This is a genomic window from Kitasatospora sp. NPDC004615 (assembly GCF_042873545.1).
Classification (GTDB): Bacteria; Actinomycetota; Actinomycetes; order Streptomycetales; family Streptomycetaceae; genus Kitasatospora.
In genome coordinates this window covers 74,171-91,728 of the sequence record NZ_JBIALQ010000011.1, presented here as the reverse complement: position 1 = coordinate 91,728, position 17,558 = coordinate 74,171, and the positions used below count along the sequence as shown (strand labels likewise).

20 protein-coding genes are annotated in these 17,558 nt (G+C 73.6%); 11 read left to right on the top strand and 9 right to left on the bottom strand.

The features are described from left to right. The first annotated feature begins 4 nt into the window (after window positions 1-4). The 5 genes from ACFYS8_RS31115 to ACFYS8_RS31095 are packed head-to-tail and all read left to right on the top strand — an operon-like array spanning window position 5 to window position 4,272. On the top strand, window positions 5-763 hold the full coding sequence (locus tag ACFYS8_RS31115) for an ABC transporter ATP-binding protein (protein WP_387647377.1): 759 nt from the start codon (window positions 5-7) through the stop codon (window positions 761-763). Next, window positions 760-1,494, top strand: coding sequence for an ABC transporter ATP-binding protein (locus ACFYS8_RS31110; protein ID WP_387647374.1), 735 nt, complete (start codon window positions 760-762; stop codon window positions 1,492-1,494). Before ACFYS8_RS31115 ends, ACFYS8_RS31110 begins: the two co-directional genes overlap by 4 nt. Next, on the top strand, window positions 1,491-2,357 hold the full coding sequence (locus ACFYS8_RS31105) for a branched-chain amino acid ABC transporter permease (RefSeq protein ID WP_387647371.1): 867 nt from the start codon (window positions 1,491-1,493) through the stop codon (window positions 2,355-2,357). The genes ACFYS8_RS31110 and ACFYS8_RS31105 overlap by 4 nt, the downstream gene beginning before the upstream one ends. Next, window positions 2,354-3,427 carry a branched-chain amino acid ABC transporter permease gene (locus tag ACFYS8_RS31100; RefSeq protein ID WP_387647369.1) on the top strand — a complete coding sequence of 358 codons (1,074 nt, stop codon included), beginning with the start codon at window positions 2,354-2,356 and terminating at the stop codon, window positions 3,425-3,427. Before ACFYS8_RS31105 ends, ACFYS8_RS31100 begins: the two co-directional genes overlap by 4 nt. Further along, a complete protein-coding gene (locus ACFYS8_RS31095; RefSeq protein ID WP_387647366.1) occupies window positions 3,424-4,272 on the top strand; it encodes an alpha/beta hydrolase in 849 nt (282 codons plus the stop codon). Before ACFYS8_RS31100 ends, ACFYS8_RS31095 begins: the two co-directional genes overlap by 4 nt. Window positions 4,273-4,339: 67 nt before the next feature. On the opposite strand, the gene ACFYS8_RS31090 is transcribed toward ACFYS8_RS31095, so the two are convergent. The 4 genes from ACFYS8_RS31090 to ACFYS8_RS31075 form a co-directional block, all read right to left on the bottom strand. Beyond that, window positions 4,340-5,068: a choice-of-anchor P family protein gene (locus tag ACFYS8_RS31090; protein ID WP_387647364.1), complete on the bottom strand. Its 729-nt coding sequence runs from the start codon at window positions 5,066-5,068 to the stop codon at window positions 4,340-4,342. A 131-nt stretch (window positions 5,069-5,199) separates the two neighbouring features. After that, window positions 5,200-6,531: a glycosyltransferase gene (locus ACFYS8_RS31085; protein WP_387647361.1), complete on the bottom strand. Its 1,332-nt coding sequence runs from the start codon at window positions 6,529-6,531 to the stop codon at window positions 5,200-5,202. Continuing rightward, window positions 6,528-7,109, bottom strand: a complete 582-nt coding sequence (locus ACFYS8_RS31080) for an archaeosortase/exosortase family protein (protein ID WP_387647359.1) — start codon at window positions 7,107-7,109, stop codon at window positions 6,528-6,530. The genes ACFYS8_RS31085 and ACFYS8_RS31080 overlap by 4 nt, the downstream gene beginning before the upstream one ends. A 66-nt stretch (window positions 7,110-7,175) precedes the next feature. After that, on the bottom strand, window positions 7,176-7,391 hold the full coding sequence (locus ACFYS8_RS31075; RefSeq protein ID WP_387647356.1) for a hypothetical protein: 216 nt from the start codon (window positions 7,389-7,391) through the stop codon (window positions 7,176-7,178). A 311-nt stretch (window positions 7,392-7,702) separates the two neighbouring features. Here ACFYS8_RS31075 and wecB point away from each other — a divergent pair, with 311 nt between their 5' ends. Then, the gene (gene wecB / locus ACFYS8_RS31070; RefSeq protein ID WP_387647353.1) at window positions 7,703-8,932 is read left to right on the top strand and encodes a non-hydrolyzing UDP-N-acetylglucosamine 2-epimerase; all 1,230 of its coding nucleotides are present in this window, start codon (window positions 7,703-7,705) and stop codon (window positions 8,930-8,932) included. Here wecB and ACFYS8_RS31065 read toward each other — a convergent pair. Then, window positions 8,848-10,110 carry a hypothetical protein gene (locus ACFYS8_RS31065; protein ID WP_387647350.1) on the bottom strand — a complete coding sequence of 421 codons (1,263 nt, stop codon included), beginning with the start codon at window positions 10,108-10,110 and terminating at the stop codon, window positions 8,848-8,850. The two genes, wecB and ACFYS8_RS31065, sit on opposite strands and share 85 nt — an antisense overlap. Window positions 10,111-10,338: 228 nt before the next feature. Further along, window positions 10,339-10,956 carry a DedA family protein gene (locus ACFYS8_RS31060; RefSeq protein WP_387647349.1) on the bottom strand — a complete coding sequence of 206 codons (618 nt, stop codon included), beginning with the start codon at window positions 10,954-10,956 and terminating at the stop codon, window positions 10,339-10,341. A gap of 411 nt (window positions 10,957-11,367) precedes the next feature. On the opposite strand from ACFYS8_RS31060, the gene ACFYS8_RS31055 reads away from it, so the two are divergent. Next, window positions 11,368-12,453: an LLM class flavin-dependent oxidoreductase gene (locus tag ACFYS8_RS31055; RefSeq protein WP_387647346.1), complete on the top strand. Its 1,086-nt coding sequence runs from the start codon at window positions 11,368-11,370 to the stop codon at window positions 12,451-12,453. A gap of 3 nt (window positions 12,454-12,456) precedes the next feature. On the opposite strand, the gene ACFYS8_RS31050 is transcribed toward ACFYS8_RS31055, so the two are convergent. Further along, a complete protein-coding gene (locus ACFYS8_RS31050; protein WP_387647344.1) occupies window positions 12,457-14,358 on the bottom strand; it encodes a putative bifunctional diguanylate cyclase/phosphodiesterase in 1,902 nt (633 codons plus the stop codon). A 335-nt stretch (window positions 14,359-14,693) separates the two neighbouring features. Continuing rightward, the gene (locus tag ACFYS8_RS31045; RefSeq protein WP_387647341.1) at window positions 14,694-15,119 is read right to left on the bottom strand and encodes an OsmC family protein; all 426 of its coding nucleotides are present in this window, start codon (window positions 15,117-15,119) and stop codon (window positions 14,694-14,696) included. A 281-nt stretch (window positions 15,120-15,400) separates the two neighbouring features. Here ACFYS8_RS31045 and ACFYS8_RS31040 point away from each other — a divergent pair, with 281 nt between their 5' ends. Continuing rightward, complete coding sequence (locus ACFYS8_RS31040; protein WP_387647338.1) at window positions 15,401-15,730, top strand: chorismate mutase; 330 nt, start codon at window positions 15,401-15,403, stop codon at window positions 15,728-15,730. A 94-nt stretch (window positions 15,731-15,824) separates the two neighbouring features. Next, the gene (gene lepB / locus ACFYS8_RS31035; protein ID WP_387647336.1) at window positions 15,825-16,511 is read left to right on the top strand and encodes a signal peptidase I; all 687 of its coding nucleotides are present in this window, start codon (window positions 15,825-15,827) and stop codon (window positions 16,509-16,511) included. Between the two features lie 7 nt (window positions 16,512-16,518). On the opposite strand, the gene ACFYS8_RS31030 is transcribed toward lepB, so the two are convergent. Further along, on the bottom strand, window positions 16,519-16,680 hold the full coding sequence (locus tag ACFYS8_RS31030) for a hypothetical protein (protein WP_387647334.1): 162 nt from the start codon (window positions 16,678-16,680) through the stop codon (window positions 16,519-16,521). Between the two features lie 272 nt (window positions 16,681-16,952). Between ACFYS8_RS31030 and ACFYS8_RS31025 the strand changes: the two genes are divergently transcribed. Continuing rightward, the gene (locus ACFYS8_RS31025) at window positions 16,953-17,144 is read left to right on the top strand and encodes a response regulator transcription factor (protein ID WP_387647332.1); all 192 of its coding nucleotides are present in this window, start codon (window positions 16,953-16,955) and stop codon (window positions 17,142-17,144) included. 4 nt (window positions 17,145-17,148) lie between these two features. After that, a complete protein-coding gene (locus tag ACFYS8_RS31020; RefSeq protein WP_387647331.1) occupies window positions 17,149-17,448 on the top strand; it encodes a YciI family protein in 300 nt (99 codons plus the stop codon). The last annotated feature ends 110 nt before the right edge of the window (window positions 17,449-17,558 follow it).

The window sequence follows — 17,558 nt, the reverse complement described above, 5'->3', positions numbered from 1 at the left end:
GCACATGAGCACTCCCGCCCCGGTTCTGCGGCTGGACGGCCTCGGCTGGTCCGTCCGCGGCGTCCCGATCGTCCAGGACGTCACCCTCGACGTCGCCGAAGGCGAGTTCGTCGCCTTCATCGGCCCGAACGGGGCGGGCAAGACCTCCCTGTTCAACCTGATCTCCGGGATCTACCCGGCCAGCCACGGCACCCTCCACCTGGACGGCGCCGACATCACCGCCCTGCCGGTCCCCGCCCGGGCCCGGCGGGGCCTCGGCCGGACCTTCCAGACCTCCTCGCTGTGGCCCGGCCTGACCGTCGCCGACCACGTCCGCCTGGCCGCCCAGGCGGCGGCCGGCCCGTCCGCGTCGTACCGGATCTGGCGCCGCGCCGAGCGCTACCGCCAGCAGGTCGAGGAGACCCTGGAGCGCACCGGCCTCGCCGACCAGGCCGACGACCTGGCCGGCTCCCTCTCGCACGGCGGCAAGCGGAAGCTGGAGCTCGCCGTGCTGCTGGTGGGCGACCCCCGGCTGATCCTGCTCGACGAGCCGATGGCCGGGGTGAGCGCCGAGGAGGTGCCCGCCCTGGTCGAGCTGATCCGCTCGGTCCACCAGGACCACGGCCGCACCGTCCTGATGGTCGAACACCACATGGACGTGCTGCTGGGCCTGGCCGACCGGCTCGCCGTGATGCACCACGGCACCCTGCTCGCACTCGACACCCCCGAAGCCGTGATGGCCGACGAAACCGTCCAGGGGGCCTACCTCGGGGAGGCGCTGTGACGACCCTGCTCGCCGTCCGCGGCCTCAAGGTGGTGATCGACGGACTGCACATCCTGCACGGGGTGGACCTGGACGTCGCCGCCACCGGAGTCACCGCCCTGCTCGGCCGCAACGGCGCCGGCAAGACCACCACCGTCAAAGCGGTCATGGGACTCGTCCCGCGCACCGGTTCGCTGGTCTTCGACGGCACCGACATCGGCAGGCTGCCCACCCACCTGGTGGTCCGTCAGGGCATCGGCTACGCCCCCGAGGACCGCGGCATCTTCGCCGGCCTCAGCGTCGCCGAGAACCTGCGCCTCGCCGAACGCGACGCCAACCCCGCCTACGACCTGGTCTTCGAGCTGTTTCCCGAGCTGAAGCAGCGTCACAAGCAGGCCGCCGGCACCCTGTCGGGCGGCCAGCAGCAGATGGTCGCGATCGCCCGCACGCTGCTCAACGGCAACCGGCTGATCATCGCCGACGAGCCCACCAAGGGCCTCGCCCCGAAGATCGTCACCGAGGTCGCCGACGTGCTCGCCCGGGCCGCCGAGACCGTCCCCGTGCTGCTGGTCGAACAGAACCTGGCCCTGGTCCGCCGGGTCGCCGGCCACTGCGCCGTCCTCGCCGACGGCCGCACCGCCCACCAGGGCGACGCCGGCGAACTGCTCGCCGACGAGGACGCCGCCCGCCGCCTGCTCGGCGTCGGCAGCCACCGCCCCACCGCCCCTGATCCCGAGGTGTCTCCCCGATGAACACCGTCGTCCTGCTCGCCTGCACCGGACTCGGGCTCGGCGCGCTGTACTTCCTGGTCGCCTCCGGCCTCTCGCTGATTTTCGGCCTGATGGACGTCCTGAACTTCGCCCACGGCGCGCTGCTGTCCGTCGGCGCGTACGCCGCCTGGTGGGCCGCCACCGACGGCGGACTCGGGTTCTGGCTGGCCGTCCCGTTCGGCACCGCGGTCGGCACCGCCGCCTCGGTGCTGCTCGAACTCGCCCTGATCCGGCCGCTGTACTCCCGGCCGCGCGACCAGATCCTCGCCACCGTCGGCGTCGGACTCGCCCTGCCCGCCCTGATCATGGGCATCTGGGGTGCCGACGCCCGGCCGTTCCCGCAGCCCGAGGCGCTGTCCGGCACGGTGAACCTGCTGGGCGCGACCGTGCCCGTCAACCGCTTCGTGCTGATGGCCGCCGCGCTGATCGTGCTGGTGCTGCTGCGGCTGTTCCTCGCCAAGACCCGCTACGGCCTGATCGTCCGGGCCGGCGTCGAGGACCGGGCCATGGTCACCGCCCTCGGCATCGACGTCCGCAAGGCGTTCACCCTGGTCTTCGCCATCGGCGGCGCCGCCGCCTCGCTCGGCGGGGCACTGGCCGGCCTGTACTTCGGCTCGATCAACCCCGGCCAGGGCACCGGCCTGCTGATCTTCGCCTTCGTGGTCGTGGTGATGGGCGGCATGGGCTCCGTCACCGGCGCGGCCGTCGCCTCGGTCGGCGTCGGACTCGTCCAGCAGTTCGCCAACTACTACACCGCCGCGGGCCTCGGCGACCTCTCCGTCGTCGTCCTGCTCGCCGTGCTGCTGCTCGTCAAGCCGCGCGGACTCACCGGGAGACTCGCATGACCACCCACCTCAAGCGCTGGTGGCCGCTCGCCCTGCTGATCGTCCTGGTGATCGCGCCGTACAGCACCCTGCCGCTGCCCGGCCTGCTGGACGGACCGCTCGGCAGCCCCGGCAGCCTCCAACTGATCGCGCTCTGCCTGGTCTACGGCGGCCTCGCCACCGGCTACGACCTGCTGCTCGGCCGCACCGGCCTGCTCTCCTTCGGCCACGCCCTGTACTTCGCCACCGGCCTGTACGCCACCGACCTGGCGATGCTGGAGTTCGGCCTCGGCTTCGTGCCGGCCGCGGTGTTCGGCATCGCCTGCTCGATCGCCCTGGCGCTGCTGCTCGGCTCGGTGTCGCTGAAGGTCACCGGCATCGGCTTCTCCATGGTCACGCTGGCCTTCGCCCAGGCCGGGGCGATCCTGGTGCAGCGCAACCCCGGCGGCCTCACCGGCGGCGAGGAGGGCCGCTCCGCGCCCGCCGAGCACCTGCCCGACGCGCTGATCGGCATCCAGAACACCGCCAACCTGTACTGGATCGCGGTGCTCTACCTGGTCGTCACGCTCGCCGTGGTGCACTGGACGGTCTCCTCGCCGACCGGCCGGGTCTGGGCCGGCATCCGCGAGAACGAACGCCGGGTCGAGGTGCTGGGCCTGCGCCCGTACGGCTTCAAGCTGGTCGCGTTCACCGTGGCCGGCGGCCTGGCCGGCGCCGGCGGCGTGGTCTACCTGCTGCTCACCGGCGGCGCCACCCCGCAGGCCGCGAGCTCGGACGCGACGCTGGCGCTGCTGGTGATGGTGGTGCTCGGCGGCTCCGGCACCCGGTGGGGGCCGCTGCTCGGCGGCGTGCTCTACACCTGGGCGGCGCACCGGCTCGGCGACCTCGCCAACTCCGCGTCCATCGCCGAACTCCCGTCCGTGCTGCGGGTTCCGCTCTCCCAGCCGCTGTTCCTGCTCGGTACGCTCTTCGTCGCCGTGGTCTACCTGCTGCCCGGCGGTCTGGCCAAGCTGCCCGCCCGGCTGCGGGCGGGCCGCGCCGCCAAGGCCGCCAAGGTGTCCGTCACCGCCGTACCGGAAGGCGCCGCATGACCCTCCCTCAGCACCTCACCGTCCCCGTCGACGGCGGCGACCTCGCCGTCCTGCACTGGCCGGCCGCCGACCCCGGCGCGCCCGTGGTGGTCGCCGTGCACGGCATCACGGCCAACGCGCTGGCCTGGGCCGGCCTGGCCCGCCTGCTCGCGGGCCGGGTCTCGCTGTACGCCCCCGACCTGCGCGGCCGGGCCGCCAGCCGCGAACTGCCGGGCCCCTGGGGCCTCGGCCGGCACGCGGAGGACGTCGCCGCGCTGATCCGCCACCTGGACGCCGGCCCCGTCCGGCTGGTCGGCCACTCGATGGGTGCCTGGGTGTCGGCCGTCGCCGCCGCCCGCCACCCCGAGCTGCTCGCCGACCTGGTCCTGGTCGACGGCGCGGTGTCCTTCCCGCTGCCCGACGGCGTCCGCGAGGAGGACGCGCTGGCCGCGGTGCTCGGCCCGGCGCTGGCCCGGCTGTCGATGACCTTCGAGAGCCGCGAGGCCTACCGCGCGTTCTGGCAGGCGCACCCCGCGTTCGCCGACTGGAACGAGGAGATGGACGCCTACACCCAGCGCGACCTGGTCGGCGAGGCCCCCGCCCTGGTCTCCTCCTGCGTCCACGAGGCGATCACCACCGACGGCACCCAGGTCCTGCTCGACGCGGAGGCCGCCGGCGCGATCCACCGCCTGACCGTCCCGACCCGCTTCCTGTACGCCGAGCGCGGCCTGCTGAACGAGCCCCAGGCGCTCTACGACGAGGGCCGGCTGACGGCGGCGAAGGTCACCGTCCCGACCGAGCTGGTCGCCGACACCAGCCACTACTCGATCATCTGGGCCGACCGGCTGGCCGAACTGCTGGTCTGAGCGCGGACGTGCCGGTGCCCTCTCTCTCCGTGCTCGGAGGGAGAGGGCACCGGCATGTCTGGTCCGGTCAGGCGCGGCGCCGCAGGTACACGGTGCCGAAGACGGCCGCGGCGGCCAGCGAGCCACCGATCAGCCCGACCTGGGTGTTGATCATCGGGACGGTCGCGGCCGCCGGCGCGCCGCCGCACTCGACGTGGCCGACGATCACGTTGGCGCCACCGAGGGCGGGCAGCAGGGTGAGGTGCACGGCGTTGACGGTGATCACCCCGTTGGCGTCGGTGGACTGCTCGTTGAGAATCACGTCGCCGAGGCCGGGGACGGTGAGGCTGGTGTTCTTCGGGGCGTTCGCCTGCAAGGTGGTCGGGACGCCCAGGACGGTGACCGTGCCGCTCGCGATGACACCGTTGCCGGTGGCGCTACCGGGGTCCGCGTCGCAGGTGGAGCTGACGCCGGTCAGCTCACCGGTCAGGGCCGGGCCGAGGGTGAGGCTCAGCTGGTCGACGGTGGCGGAGGCGGACGAGGTGCCGGTCGTCGGGTCACCCGCGGTGGTGGCGATGAGCGTGGCGTTGGTCGCGAACGGGCCGACGCTGAGGCCCACCAGGGTCTTGGTGCCGCCCGGCGGGAAGGTGGACTGCGGTTGCGGCGGGACGGCCACGTTGTTGTTCAGCGCGTCGGCCGAGACCACGTACGCCAGTGCTTCGGGGGAGGTGAGCGCGGCGAACGCGGGTGCGGCGGAGCAGAACAGGCCGGCTGCGAGTGCTGCGCCGGCCAGGACGCGGGTGCGGGTGGTGGTCACGAGCGGACCGCCTTTCTGGTGGTGGATGTGCCAGTGGCTGCCGATCAATTCCCTGATAAGGCACGGGAGTTATGCGAAAGTCGGAAAATCCGATCGAATGGAGCAGTCGGTCCAAGTGGTTTGATTGAGCGTCAATGCACGCCCGTCCGGGCGGTCTTGTGCCAGCTCCGCTCCCCGCGCACCAGCCGCCAGAACGCGCGCACCGCGACCAGGTACGTCCCGACCGCGTAGACCGCCAGCGCCAGCCCGTAGGCCAGCGCCGAGCCCCGGCCGATGTCCCGCTCGCAGTGCCGCCGGTACAGCGGGCCCCAGACGGCGAACTCGGTGACACCGATCAGCAGGTACAGGCCGATCAGCAGCGCGCCACCGTGGGTGAGGAAGTCCACGGTGAACTCCGGGTAGGCCCAGGCGTGGTAGCCGAAGACCCCGATCGGCAGCAGGTACGCGAACAGCCCGACCACCTGCAGCCAGGGCTGCGCCATGAAGTAACCGACCTCCAGGAAGCCGAGCGCGCTGAACTGCCGGGAGCTCCAGATCCGCGGCAGGTACCGGGCGCACTGCATCGAGCCCTGCGCCCAGCGCACCCGCTGGGTGAGCAGCTGCCGGACGCTCCACAGCGCCTCCTGCTCGACCCAGGCGGTGGTGGTGTAGCCGTTGCGGCGGCCGGACAGCATCATCCGCAGGCCCAGTTCGAAGTCCTCCAACAGGGCCTTCCCCCAGGGGTTTCCGGTCTCGGCGGCGACCGCGCGCAGCGCGCTGAGGCGGTTGGCCTGCCCGTTGCCGCCGACGTTGACGGTGCCGGTGCGGCGCCGGGTGATCTGCATGGCGGAGATCGGCCCGCGGAACTCCAGGTCCTGGAGGCGGGCCAGCAGCCGGGCGCGGGCGTTGGCGGCCCGGCTCCGGCCGGGCAGCGGCGCGGCCACCGCGCGGTTGGACATCCGCACCTCCACCTGGACGGCGCCGATCGCCGGGTCGCCGAACGAGGCCGGCCCGGCCAGTACGTGCAGCAGGTTCGGCGAGGGGCGGCCGTCGGCGTCCACCACGGTCAGTACCACCCGGTCCGGGTCGGTGCCGGGCGGCAGCCAGCTCTCCAGCGCGTGGTACGCGGCGTTCAGCGCGTCGCCCTTGCCGGTGCGGGCGTCCGGCAGCCGGCGCCGCACCAGGTGGACGGGCAGCCCTGCGGTGGCGAGGGCGAGGACCACCTCCGCGGTGCGGTCCGTCGAGTGGTCGTCCACCACCCAGAGCCGGGCGGTGGGGAAGCGCCGGTGCAGGTGGTCGAGGGTGAGGCCGATCACCGCGTCCTCGTCGCGGCACGGGATCACGAAGTGCCACTGGTAGCCGGACGGGTCGCCGGGGGCGTCCGGCCGGGCGCGCAGGAAACCGGTGACGATCACCCCGACGTAGCCGAGGAAGCAGACGCCGAGGACGAAGGACAGGCAGACGGAGAGGTCGAGCAGGCTCACGGGGCGACGTCCTCGGCGGAGTGGGAGCCGCGGGCGACCACGGCGAGGCAGAGCAGCAGGGCCGCCAGCGCGGCGAGCATCATCAGCAGCGAGCCGAACAGGACGTGCGTCCACTCGAAGCCGGCGCTGCCGTAGCGGTGCTGCATGGCGACGATCAGGGTGAGCCGGCCCAGGTTGGTGCCGGCGATCAGCGTGACGGCCAGTGCCAGGGCCAGCAGCAGCCGGCCGGGGCGGCGGTGGCCGAACGCCAGCAGCAGGCCGATGACCAGCGCGAACGGGGCGATCAGCAGGGCGCTGCTGCACCCGGTGGTCAGCGCGATGCCGCGCTCCAGGTGGTCCGGCCCGCCCGCGTACAGCACCGGTGCGCTCGGGCTCGGCAGCAGCAGGGTGCGCAGGCCCAACAGGTGGGTCGTCAGCTGGGCGACGGCGGTCAACTCCAGGTTGCGGTACATGTGTTCGCCGCCGACCAGCAGTCCGGCCAGGGCGAGGGAGAGCGGGCCGCACACCGTGCCGAGGCGGCCGGGGCGGAGGCGGGCGGCCGGCCGGGCCGGCGGCCGGGAGAGTGCGGTGGCAGGCATGGGCGGCTCCACGCGAGGGGCGGACGGGCCGGACCCGGCGGCCGTGCCGCCCGGGTCCGGCGGCGGTCAGGGGCGGCGGCGCCGGGCTTCGGGGCGCTGGGCGTCCGAGTGCTCGGATCCGGGGCCGGCGGCCAGCCGGCCGCGCCGCACCAGCAGCACCCCGACCAGCAGCAGGCCGGTGGCCGCGGCGGCGGCCAGGCCGAGCCCGGGCGAGCCGGTGGAGGCCAGCACCCCGCCGCCGGCCGCGACCGGCGGGATTCCGCCCACGTGAGGTCCGTACACGGTCGTCTCCTCTCGTCTCGGCCCGGTGGCTTCCGGGCCGGAGCCAAAGGTGACTGCCGGGCCGATCATCAGATCGCCGTGACGCGCAGGTCGGCGGGAAGTCCACTCGGACGCCCCACGCCCCGGCCGGGCGCGATCGACCGTCGGTGCCACCGCCGCCGAGCGCCCGGCCGTTGCGCCGGGCGGGTGGTCCTGCGGCGCGGCCGATCGGCAAGGGCGCGGCGCGTGGCGCTCATCGACGCGGCCTCAAGACCATGTGAGACGCCATTCGGAAGCCCCAGCCCGGAGTCCCGCCCCACCCATGGAGCACCATGACCTCCCGCGACCTCGCCCTGGTCCTCGGAACCCGGCCGGAAATCGTCAAACTCGCCGCCCTCGCCCGGCTGTTGGGCCCCCGCACCCGCCTGGTGTGGACCGGGCAGCACTGGGACCCGGCCCTCACCACCGCCTTCTTCACCGGCTACGGCCTGCCCGCCCCGCACCACCGGCTGGACGGCGTCGGCGGCGAACCGCGCGGGCAGCAGATCGGCCGGATGATCGGCGAACTCAGCCGGCACTTCGCCGAACACCCGCCCGCCGCCGCGATCGTCCAGGGCGACACCAACACCGCCGCCGCCGGGGCGCTCGCCGCGCACTGCGCGGGCGTCCCCGTGGTGCACGTCGAAGCGGGCCTGCGGTCCTTCGACGCCGCCATGCCCGAGGAGGCCAACCGGCGGGTCATCGCCCCGCTCGCCGACCTGCACTGCGCGCCCACCTGGACCGCCGCCGACCACCTGCTGCGCGAAGGCATCGACCCGCGGCGGATCCTGGTCACCGGCAACACCGTGGTCGAGGCCACCCTCGCCACCCTGCCCGACGACCTCGCCGCCCGCGCCGTCCTGGCCCGGCACGGCGTCACGCCCGAGAACTACCTGCTGGCCACCGTCCACCGGCCCGAGAACACCGACGACCCGGAGCGGCTCGCCCGGCTGCTGGGCCAACTCGGCGGCCTCGAGCTGCCGGTGCTGCTGCCGCTGCACCCCCGTACCCGGGCGGCCGCCGCGTCCGCCGGGCTGCTCGCCGCCGGCGGGGGGCTGCGCCCGATCGAGCCGCTCGGCCACGCCGCGTTCCTGGCGCTGGCCCGGCACTGCCGGCTGCTGGTCTCCGACTCCGGCGGCGTCCAGGAGGAGTGCACGGTGCTCAAGCGCCCTCTGGTGGTGGTCCGCAACTCCACCGAACGTCCGGAGGCGGTGCGGGCCGGGTTCGCCCGGCTGGCCCGCCCCGGGCCCGAACTCGACGCCGCGCTGCGCGAGTTGCTCGCCGACCCGGGCCTCGCGGCGCGGCTCGCCGAGGTGCCCTCCCCGTACGGCGACGGCCGGGCGTCCGAGACGATCGCCACCGCCGTCCGGGACCGCTACCCGCAGCACGCGCCCCGGCCGCGCGGTGCGGCGGCCGGGGCGGGCGGGGCGGCGGACCGTCAGGCGGTGCCGAGGAAGGTCTGCCAGCCGCCGGCCGGGGCCTGGCCGACGCCCAGGGTGCGCAGCTTGCGCAGCGTGGACTGATCCTGGACCTCCATCCACTCGACCAGCTGCTTGAACGAGACCAGGCGGACGTCCGGCTTGCCGGCGATCTGCTTCATGGTCTCCTCGACGGCGTCCATGTAGATGCCGCCGTTCCACTGCTCGAAGTGGTTGCCGACGAAGAACGGCGCGCGGTTGGTGCTGTAGGCGCGGTTGAAGCCCGCCAGGTAGGAGTCCCGGGCCTGGTCGCGCCACTCGCCGTACTTGGCCGGGTCGCCCTTGGTCGAGCCGGCGGACTGGTTGGCGAGGATGTTGTAGTCCATCGACAGCACCTGGAAGTTGTGCCCGGGGAACGGGATGCCCTGCAGCGGGAAGTCCCAGATCTTGCCGTCCTGCACCTTCTGCGGCCAGATCTGCTGCCCGCCGGGCGAGCTGGCGTCGTACTTCCAGCCGAGCTTGGCGGCGGTCGGCAGCAGCGCCTTCTGGCCCTCCAGGCACGGGGTGCGGGCGCCGATCAGTTCCTTCTTGTAGTCGAAGGGCAGCGGGTCGACGTCGGTGAAGCCGGTGTTGGTCTTCCACTGCGTGACGAAGGAGACCGCCTGCTCGATCTCGCTCTCCCAGTCCTCCGGCGTCCACTTGTTGACGCCGTTGCCGTCCGAGCGGGTCGAGCAGAAGTGCCCGTTGAAGTGGGTGCCGATCTCGTGGCCGGCCAGCCAGGCCTGGCTGATCAGCTTCAGCGTGTTGCGGACGGCGTTCTCGGACAGGAACGGGATGTCGGAGGCGCCCTGCGAGTGCTTCGGCGGGTGGTACAGCGAGGCCTTCTCCTTCGGCAGCGTGTAGATGCCGGAGAGGAAGAACGTCATGGTCGCCTTGTGTTCCTCGGCGAGCTTGAGGAACCGGGTGAACTGGCCGTCGTCGGTGGCGCCCGCGCCGTCCCAGGAGAACACCACGAACTGCGGCGGGGCCTCGCCGGGCTTCAGCTTCTCCCACTTGGGCTGGTTGGGCTGCGGGCCGGTGTCGGCGTTGGAGCCGTCGCCTATCGGGGTGCCCTTGGTGCCGGACTGGCCGGGCGCGGGCTTGCCGGTGCCGCCCGAGCCGGTGCCCGCGTCCGACCCCGGGCGGCCGGTCGCACCGCCTCCGCTGGAACAGGCCGCGACGGCTCCCAGGGCCGCGGTGGCTGCCGTGGCGGACAGCACTGTCCTGCGCGAGATGGTGCTCATGGTCTCCCCTGCCGCAGTGGGCCCGGCCAGAAGGGATCCGGAGGCCTGCCGCGGCTTCGGATGGTCAACTTCTGGCAAACTCGGACAATTTGACGGTTTCGCCACCCAAGGATGGCATGCCCGGGACGGACGGTCCAAGCCGCCCATCCTCAACCAGTCATCACGCGGACCGGGTCCGCCCGGCTCCCGCCAGGGCCCGCCTGTTGCCGTCCTGGGACAAAACCCCTGCTAGACGAGTTCGCCCTCGACCAGGACGGCCAGCCGGCGGCGTCGGCGGACCAGTTGGACCACCAGGCTGCTGACCGCCGTCGCCGCCAGGCTGGAGATCACCAGGCTCAGCCACTCGGTGTCGAACCAGTGCAGGTTCAGCCAGCCGAGGCTGACGATGTACGCCGCCCACACCACCGCGGAAACCGCCGACCAGCGCAGGAACGTCCAGGGCCGGTTCGGGGAGTGACCGACCGCCAGGTCCAGCACCGTCCGTCCGGCCGGGACGAAGCGCGCCACGATGACGATCGCCGCCGCCGTCCGGCTGGTGGTGCGGCCGGTCAGGGCCCGCTGCACCCGGGCCACGTTGGCGGCCAGCCGGGGCCGGCGCTCCAGGCGACGGTTCACCGCGGGTGCGCCGCGCCGGGCCAGGTTGAGCAGCAGCAGGTCGCCGAGGAAGGACGCCACGGCCACGCCGGCGGCCAGCGGCAGCGGCGAGCCGCCCACCTGGCCGGTCTTCAGCACGGCCAGGATCACCAGCGTCCCGCTGGGCAGGAACGGCAGGAAGGCGTCGCCGAGTACCGCGAGCAGCGCGATGGCGCAGTACCACGCCGGTGCGATGGCGGCATTGGCGTCCAAGGTTCTCTCCCTCCAGCCCGCCCGGGGGAGAGGCAGCTGCAACGAGGGTCAACGCTAGCGCGGACACCTTTCATCACCTGAAGCACCCCTGTGTGGGATGTCGCACACGTGTCCGGGAACGCTGAGAGCCCCCGGCGGGGTGCCGCTGCGGGGGCTCGGGAAGGACCGGCGGCGCTGGTCGAGCCCGCCGATCCGTACGGTGCGCGGAGCCGGTAGGTCGTCCGCGACGGCACCAGCCTGCCGCATCCCCGGGCCCCGGCTCGACCGTTCCCCCTGGCGACTTCCCGCGCTGGCGCGAACTCGCCAGCCGACACATTTCGCGCCGGGCGGCGGGAACAGCCCGGCCCGTCGGCGGGTTGTGCTCCGACGAACGCCCGGGCGCCCGGCCGGGGCACCAGGAGGACGCACCGCATGAGCAGCGCACCGGAGCCGACCGAACAGCACCCCGGCGAGGACGACCGGATCCGCGGCCGGGCGGCCGGCACCGCCCCCGCCCCGCTCTCCATCCTGGACCTCGCCACCGTCGGCACCGGCCACACCGCCGCCGAGGCGCTCGCCGCCACCACCGAACTCGCCCGCAGCGCCGAACGCTGGGGCTACCACCGGTTCTGGGTCGCCGAACACCACGGCATGCCCGGCGTCGCCTCCTCGGTGCCCGCCGTGCTGCTCGCCCACCTCGGCGCGCACACCAGCACCCTGCGGCTCGGCTCCGGCGGCGTGATGCTCCCCAACCACGCCCCGCTCTCCATCGCCGAACAGTTCGGCCTGCTGGAGGCCCTGCACCCCGGCCGGATCGACCTCGGCCTCGGCCGCGCCCCCGGCACCGACCAGGCCACCGCCCGCGCCCTGCGCCGCGGCCTGGCCGACGGCGCCGAGGACTTCCCCCGCCAACTCGCCGAACTCACCCACTTCCTGGACGGCGACTTCCCCGACGGCCACCCCTACGCCCGGCTGGAGGCGGTGCCGCGCTCGGCCTCCCGCCCGCCCATCTGGCTGCTCGGCTCGTCCGGCTTCTCCGCGCAGCTCTCTGCCCGGCTCGGCCTGCCATTCGCGTTCGCGCACCACTTCAGCGCCGCCAACACGGTGCCCGCGCTCGACCTGTACCGGGACACCTTCCGCCCGTCCGCGGTGCTGGCCGAGCCGTACGCGCTGATCGGGGTCAGCGCCGTCGCCGCCGAGAGCACCGAGCGGGCGCTGTGGCTGGCCCGCTCGGCCGGCCTCGGCATGCTGCGGCTGCGCCAGGGCCGGCCCGGGCCGATCCCCACCCCCGAGGAGGCCGCCGCGCACCCGTACACCCTGGCCGAGGAGGACTTCCTCGACTCCTGGCTGGCCAACGTGGTGCTCGGCACCCCGGCGGAGGTCGCCGAGGGCCTGGAGGCGCTGCGCCGCCGCACCGGGGCGGACGAGCTGATGGTGACCTCGCACATCCACGGCCACCAGAACCGGCTGACGTCCTACGGGATGATCGCCGAGGCGTACGGACTCACGAAGCCCTGACGGCTACCGGCGCGGGCACTGCCGCAGTATCTCGGCGATCCGGTCGGGCGCGCCCGGGCGGGCGAAGTACCAGCCCTGGGCGGTGTCGCAGCCGGTCTGCCGCAGGCGTTCGGCCTGCGCGGCGTGCTCGATGCCCTCGGCGGTGACGGTCAGGCCCAGCGCGTGCGCCAACTGCACGACGGCGCCGACGATCTGCTCGTCGGCGGCGCGCCGTCGCCCGCCGTCGCCGGACGGGCTCTCCCGGAACGCCTCGATGAACGTGCCGTCGAGCTTCAGCGCGTGCACCGGCAGCCGGGACAGGTAGGCGAGGTTGGAGTAGCCGGTGCCGAAGTCGTCGATGGCGATCCGCACGCCCATCTCGGCGAGCGCCTGCAAGGCCTGCAACGGGCGTCCGCTCGGGCCGAGGATCGCGCTCTCGGTGATCTCCAGCTGCAGCAGCCGGGCGGGCAGCCCGGTGCGCTCCAGCACCTCGGCGACGTCGGCGACCACGTCGGAGTCCCAGATCTGGCGGGCGGCCAGGTTGACCGAGACGAAGGTCTCCGCGTCCGGGAACTCGGCCAGCCAGCGGCGGGCCTGCCGGCAGGACTCCTCCAGCACCCACTTGCCGAGCGGCACGATCGCCCCGGACTCCTCGGCGAGCGGGATGAAACGGTCCGGCGACAGCAGCCCGTAGCGCGGGTGGCGCCAGCGCACCAGCGACTCCGCGCCGTGCACCGCGCCGTCCGTCAGACCCACCAGCGGCTGGTACTCGACGATGAACTCGCCGCGCTCCACGGCCGGGCGAAGCGCCGTCGCCAGCAGGTGCCTGGTCAGCTGGTCGGCGCCGCGGTCGCGGTCGTACAGCGTCCAGCGGGCGCGGCCGTCGGCCTTCGACCAGTACAGGGTGGAGTCGGCGTCGCGGATCAGGTCGGTCGGGGTGGAACCGCGCACCGGGCGCTCCACCACGCCGATCGAGGCCGTCACCGTCAGCCGGTGGCCGGCCACCTCGAAGGGCCGCTCCAGGGCGTTCATCAGCCCCGCCGCCAGGTGGGTGAGCTGCTGGTCGCCGCCGCTGTCGGTGACCAGCACGGCGAACTCGTCGCCGCCGAGGCGGGCCACCAACTGGCCCTCGCCGTCGGCGAATCCGTGCTCCAGCCGGGCGGCGACGGCGACCAGCAGCTGGTCGCCGATGTGGTGGCCGAGGGTCTCGTTGATGGCGGCGAACCCGTCCAGGTCGATGTAGCACAGCCCGATCCGGCGCTCGTCCTTCCGGACGGCCGGCCCGGCCTGACCGTCCGGCTTGAACGCCGCTTCCAGCCGCTCGTAGAACAGCGCCCGGTTGGGCAGCCTGGTCAGCGGGTCGTGCAGTGCCTGATAGGCCAGCCGGTCGCCGAGCTGCCGCTGCTCGGTGATGTCCTCGACCATGACCAGCGTGTAGTACGGGCGGCCGGCGCCGTCGCGGATCAGCGAGACGGTGACGCGGCCCCAGACCTCTTGCCCGCCGAGGTGCTTGAGGCGCTTCTCGGTGCGCATCCGGTCGCGCTCGCCGCGCACCAGCTCGCGGTAGCGCTGCCGGGACGGGTCCTCGGGTTCGATGATCCGGTGGATGTGCATGCCGGGCAGCTCGGAGGTCTCCCGGCCGAGCATCGCCGCGAACGCCGGGTTGCCCTCGATCACCAGGTCGTCGGTGTCGATCAGCGCCATGCCGATGCCGGCGTCCGAGAACGCGGCGCGGAAGCGGGACTCGCTGGCGCGCAGCGCGTCCGCCAGGTGCACCGCGTCGGCGCTCAGCGAACTGCCGCAGGCGGTGCAGATCTGGGGCGGGCCGTCGGCCACCCCCGGGGAGTGCGCACCGCCCTGCGGGCGCGGCGCTTCGGGCCACCCACCCCGATGGTGTGCGTCGGCCCCGACGTTCCGGCCCGGCACGGCACGCTCCCGTCCGCTGCTGCCACTGACTCACCGCCCACACCCACGCGGGCGGAGACCGGCCCGCGGCCCCGCTCCGCTCGGCGGACCCCGGCCGGTGACCGGGGAGCTGTCGGCGGCCTCGGCCACGTCCGCCGATCATAGGCCGCCGGTGTAACTGTGCGCGACCGGCGGCGGGTCGATTCGGGCGAATTGCCCGCAGATGTGCCTCGACATTACGTGCGAGACCCCCGGCGTGCACCGGATCCGGTGCACGCCGGGGGCGTACGACCGCGCTCACCCGCCGTAGCGAAGCGGCGTTCGAGGGCAGGTCGGGCGGTACGTCGGGCGGCAGGTCAGGCGAGCGAGGCGCTGAGCGTGATGGTGGTGCCGGTGAGCGCCTGGCTGACCGGGCAGTTCGCCTTCGCGTCCTCGGCGGCCTTCACGAAACCCGCCTCGTCCAGGCCCGGGACGGTGCCGACCACGGTCAGGTGGATGCCCGTGATGCCGGTGCCCGGCTGGAAGGTCACGTCCGCCTTGGTGTCCAGCTTGGTGGGCGGGGTGCCCGCGCCCGCCAGGCCGTGCGAGAGCGCCATCGAGAAGCACGCCGAGTGCGCGCCCGCGATCAGCTCCTCCGGGCTGGTCTTCCCGTTCGCGGCCTCGGCCCGGGACGGCCAGGACACCGGGAACTCGCCGATGCCCGAGGAGTCGAAGGTCACCAGGCCCTTGCCGTCGAGCAGGTTGCCCTCCCACTCGGTGTGCGCGGTGCGGGTCGTTGCCACGATCAGGTACCTCCTGTAGGGGGAACTGCCGGTCGAACTGCTCCACCCGCGACCGCACTTGCGGCCGCGGCCCGCCCAGCCTAGGGCCTGCCCGGCCGTTCCCGCCGGATCAGCGCGCAGTCCGTCCGGCGGCCGTCCCACATCGCGGAACGTGCCGGTGATCGGGGCGAAAGCGACGTGTTTGCCCTGTTAGATTGGCCGTTCGCCCGCGCCCGGGCCGGCCCGTCCGCCGCGCCCCGCCGTGCCCGGAGCCCACCCGCACCCGCATCGGAGCCGCCCCCATGACGGACCAGCCCACCCCCTCCCCGGCGGAGACCGACCCGGCCGTGCGGGCCGAGCTGACCCGCCTGCGCGAGTCGATCGACAACATCGACGCCGCCGTCGTCCACATGCTCGCCGAGCGCTTCAAGGCCACCCAGCAGGTCGGCCGCCTCAAGGCCGAGCACCGGCTGCCGCCCGCCGACCCGGAGCGCGAGCGCCGGCAGATCGCCCGGCTGCGCGAACTGGCCGTCAGCGCCCACCTCGACCCGGTGTTCGCCGAGAAGTTCCTGAACTTCATCATCGCCGAGGTGATCAGGCATCACGAGGCGATCGCCGGCGACAGGCCGTAGTGTCTGTGTGTCTGTCCGGTCCGCGTAAGGGCCGGATTTTCGCCGCGTCCGGCGCGCGGGTTAGCGTGCTGTCCTTCCCGAGGAGGCGGTGTCGGTGTCGGTTGCGGTGACCGAGGAGACCACACAGGAGCAGGGCTGGCGCAGGCGCCGGCCCTGGTACGTGGAACTGCCCGTGATGATCGCCGTCGGCCTGGTGGTCGCGGTGGTGATCAAGTCCTGCCTGTTCCAGATGTTCTCCATCCCGTCCGGTTCCATGGAGAACACCCTGCAGATCGGCGACCGGGTCGCGGTCAACAAGCTTGCCCCGCTCACCGGTTGGAAGCCCGAACCGGGTGAGCCCGTGGTGTTCAAGGACCCGGGCGGCTGGCTGCCGCCCACCCCGAAGGACAGCAACGCCTTCACCGGCGCCATCCACTCCGGCCTCAGCGCGATCGGCCTGCTGCCGCCCGGCGACGACTACCTGGTCAAGCGGGTCATCGCCACCGGCGGCCAGACCGTCGCCTGCCGCGGCACCACCCTCAGCGTCGACGGCCAGCCCGTCGCCGAGCCCTACCTGCACCCCGGCGACGACTCCTGCTCCGGCCTGGACTTCGGGCCCATCACCGTCCCCGCCGGCCACATCTGGGTCGAGGGCGACCACCGCAGCGACTCCGCCGACTCCCGCTACCACCGCGACGGCCCGTCCGGCGGCGCCGTCCCCGTCGACAACGTGGTCGGCCCGACCTCCGCCGTGGTCTGGCCCCTCAACCACCTCAACTGGTTCGGTTGGACCGGCCGCTGAGCGCCGGTCAGGCCGACACGCCGCGCCGCAGCCGGACGGCGCAGCCCGCCGCGACCACCGCCGACAGCAGCACCAGCACCCCGGTCTCCGCCCACTGGAACGTCCAGTAGCGGTCGGCCGGCTGGTACTCGGTGCGCTGCGACAGGTGCATCGCGTTGATCGTCTCCATGCACCGCTCGGTCGAGCCGGCCGGGCCGCACACCTCGGGGGCGGTGGGCGTGAACGGCCGGCCGGTCCGGTGCCAGCACCACCGCGGTCTGCTGCCGCACGGGCGCCGCCAGGTGGGCACGCAGCGCCAGCGGCACCAGCACCTGCATCGCTGCCACCGCCGCCAGCACCCCGGCCATCGCGGCGACTTGGCGCCGCAGCAGCAGCCCGGCCGCCACCCCCGCCGCGACGGCCCCGGCGGCGCTCGCCGGGACCACCGAACGCGAACGGGAGGTGCTCGTACTGGTCGGGCTCGGCCTCTCCAACGAGGAGATCGCCGCGCACCTGCACGTCAGCCTGTCCACCGCGAAGACCCACATCGGCCGGCTGCTGCAGAAGCTCGCCGCCCGGGACCGGGCGCAACTGGTCATCGCGGCCTACGAGTCGGGCCTGATCCGGCCCGGGGGCCCGCGCGGCCTAGGATGATCGGGTGTTCATTCTGGAGCTGACCTACACCGCCCCGCTGGAGCGCATCGACGCGCTGCTGCCCGCCCATGTGGCCTGGCTGGAGCAGCACTACGCGAGCGGCACCTTCCTCGCCTCCGGCCGCAAGGTTCCCCGGGACGGCGGGGTCATCATCGCCGTCGCGGAGAGCCGGGACGCCGTCGAGGCGCTGGCGGCCACGGATCCGTTCGCGCAGGGCGACGTCGCCCAGTACCGAGTCACCGAGTTCGTCCCCACCACCACCGGCCCCGAGCTCGCCCCGTACCGGCAGACGCTCCCGGCCTGACGCGGGGGACGCCTCCGGCGGGGAGTCGGGGGCGCTTCGCGCGCACGGAGCCGGGCTCGATGTGACCTGGTGGTCTGGCGTCCCGGGACGCCTCGACGGGCCCTGCGAGC

What these genes read in the sequence shown, in the direction of transcription:
- ACFYS8_RS31115 (WP_387647377.1), top strand. Translation starts at nt 5, where the DNA reads ATGAGCACTCCCGCCCCGGTTCTGCGGCTGGACGGCCTCGGCTGGTCC.
- ACFYS8_RS31105 (WP_387647371.1), top strand. Translation starts at nt 1,491, where the DNA reads ATGAACACCGTCGTCCTGCTCGCCTGCACCGGACTCGGGCTCGGCGCG.
- ACFYS8_RS31100 (WP_387647369.1), top strand. Translation starts at nt 2,354, where the DNA reads ATGACCACCCACCTCAAGCGCTGGTGGCCGCTCGCCCTGCTGATCGTC.
- ACFYS8_RS31095 (WP_387647366.1), top strand. Translation starts at nt 3,424, where the DNA reads ATGACCCTCCCTCAGCACCTCACCGTCCCCGTCGACGGCGGCGACCTC.
- ACFYS8_RS31080 (WP_387647359.1), bottom strand. Translation starts at nt 7,109, where the DNA reads ATGCCTGCCACCGCACTCTCCCGGCCGCCGGCCCGGCCGGCCGCCCGC.
- wecB (WP_387647353.1), top strand. Translation starts at nt 7,703, where the DNA reads ATGACCTCCCGCGACCTCGCCCTGGTCCTCGGAACCCGGCCGGAAATC.
- ACFYS8_RS31065 (WP_387647350.1), bottom strand. Translation starts at nt 10,110, where the DNA reads ATGAGCACCATCTCGCGCAGGACAGTGCTGTCCGCCACGGCAGCCACC.
- ACFYS8_RS31055 (WP_387647346.1), top strand. Translation starts at nt 11,368, where the DNA reads ATGAGCAGCGCACCGGAGCCGACCGAACAGCACCCCGGCGAGGACGAC.
- ACFYS8_RS31040 (WP_387647338.1), top strand. Translation starts at nt 15,401, where the DNA reads ATGACGGACCAGCCCACCCCCTCCCCGGCGGAGACCGACCCGGCCGTG.
- ACFYS8_RS31030 (WP_387647334.1), bottom strand. Translation starts at nt 16,680, where the DNA reads ATGGAGACGATCAACGCGATGCACCTGTCGCAGCGCACCGAGTACCAG.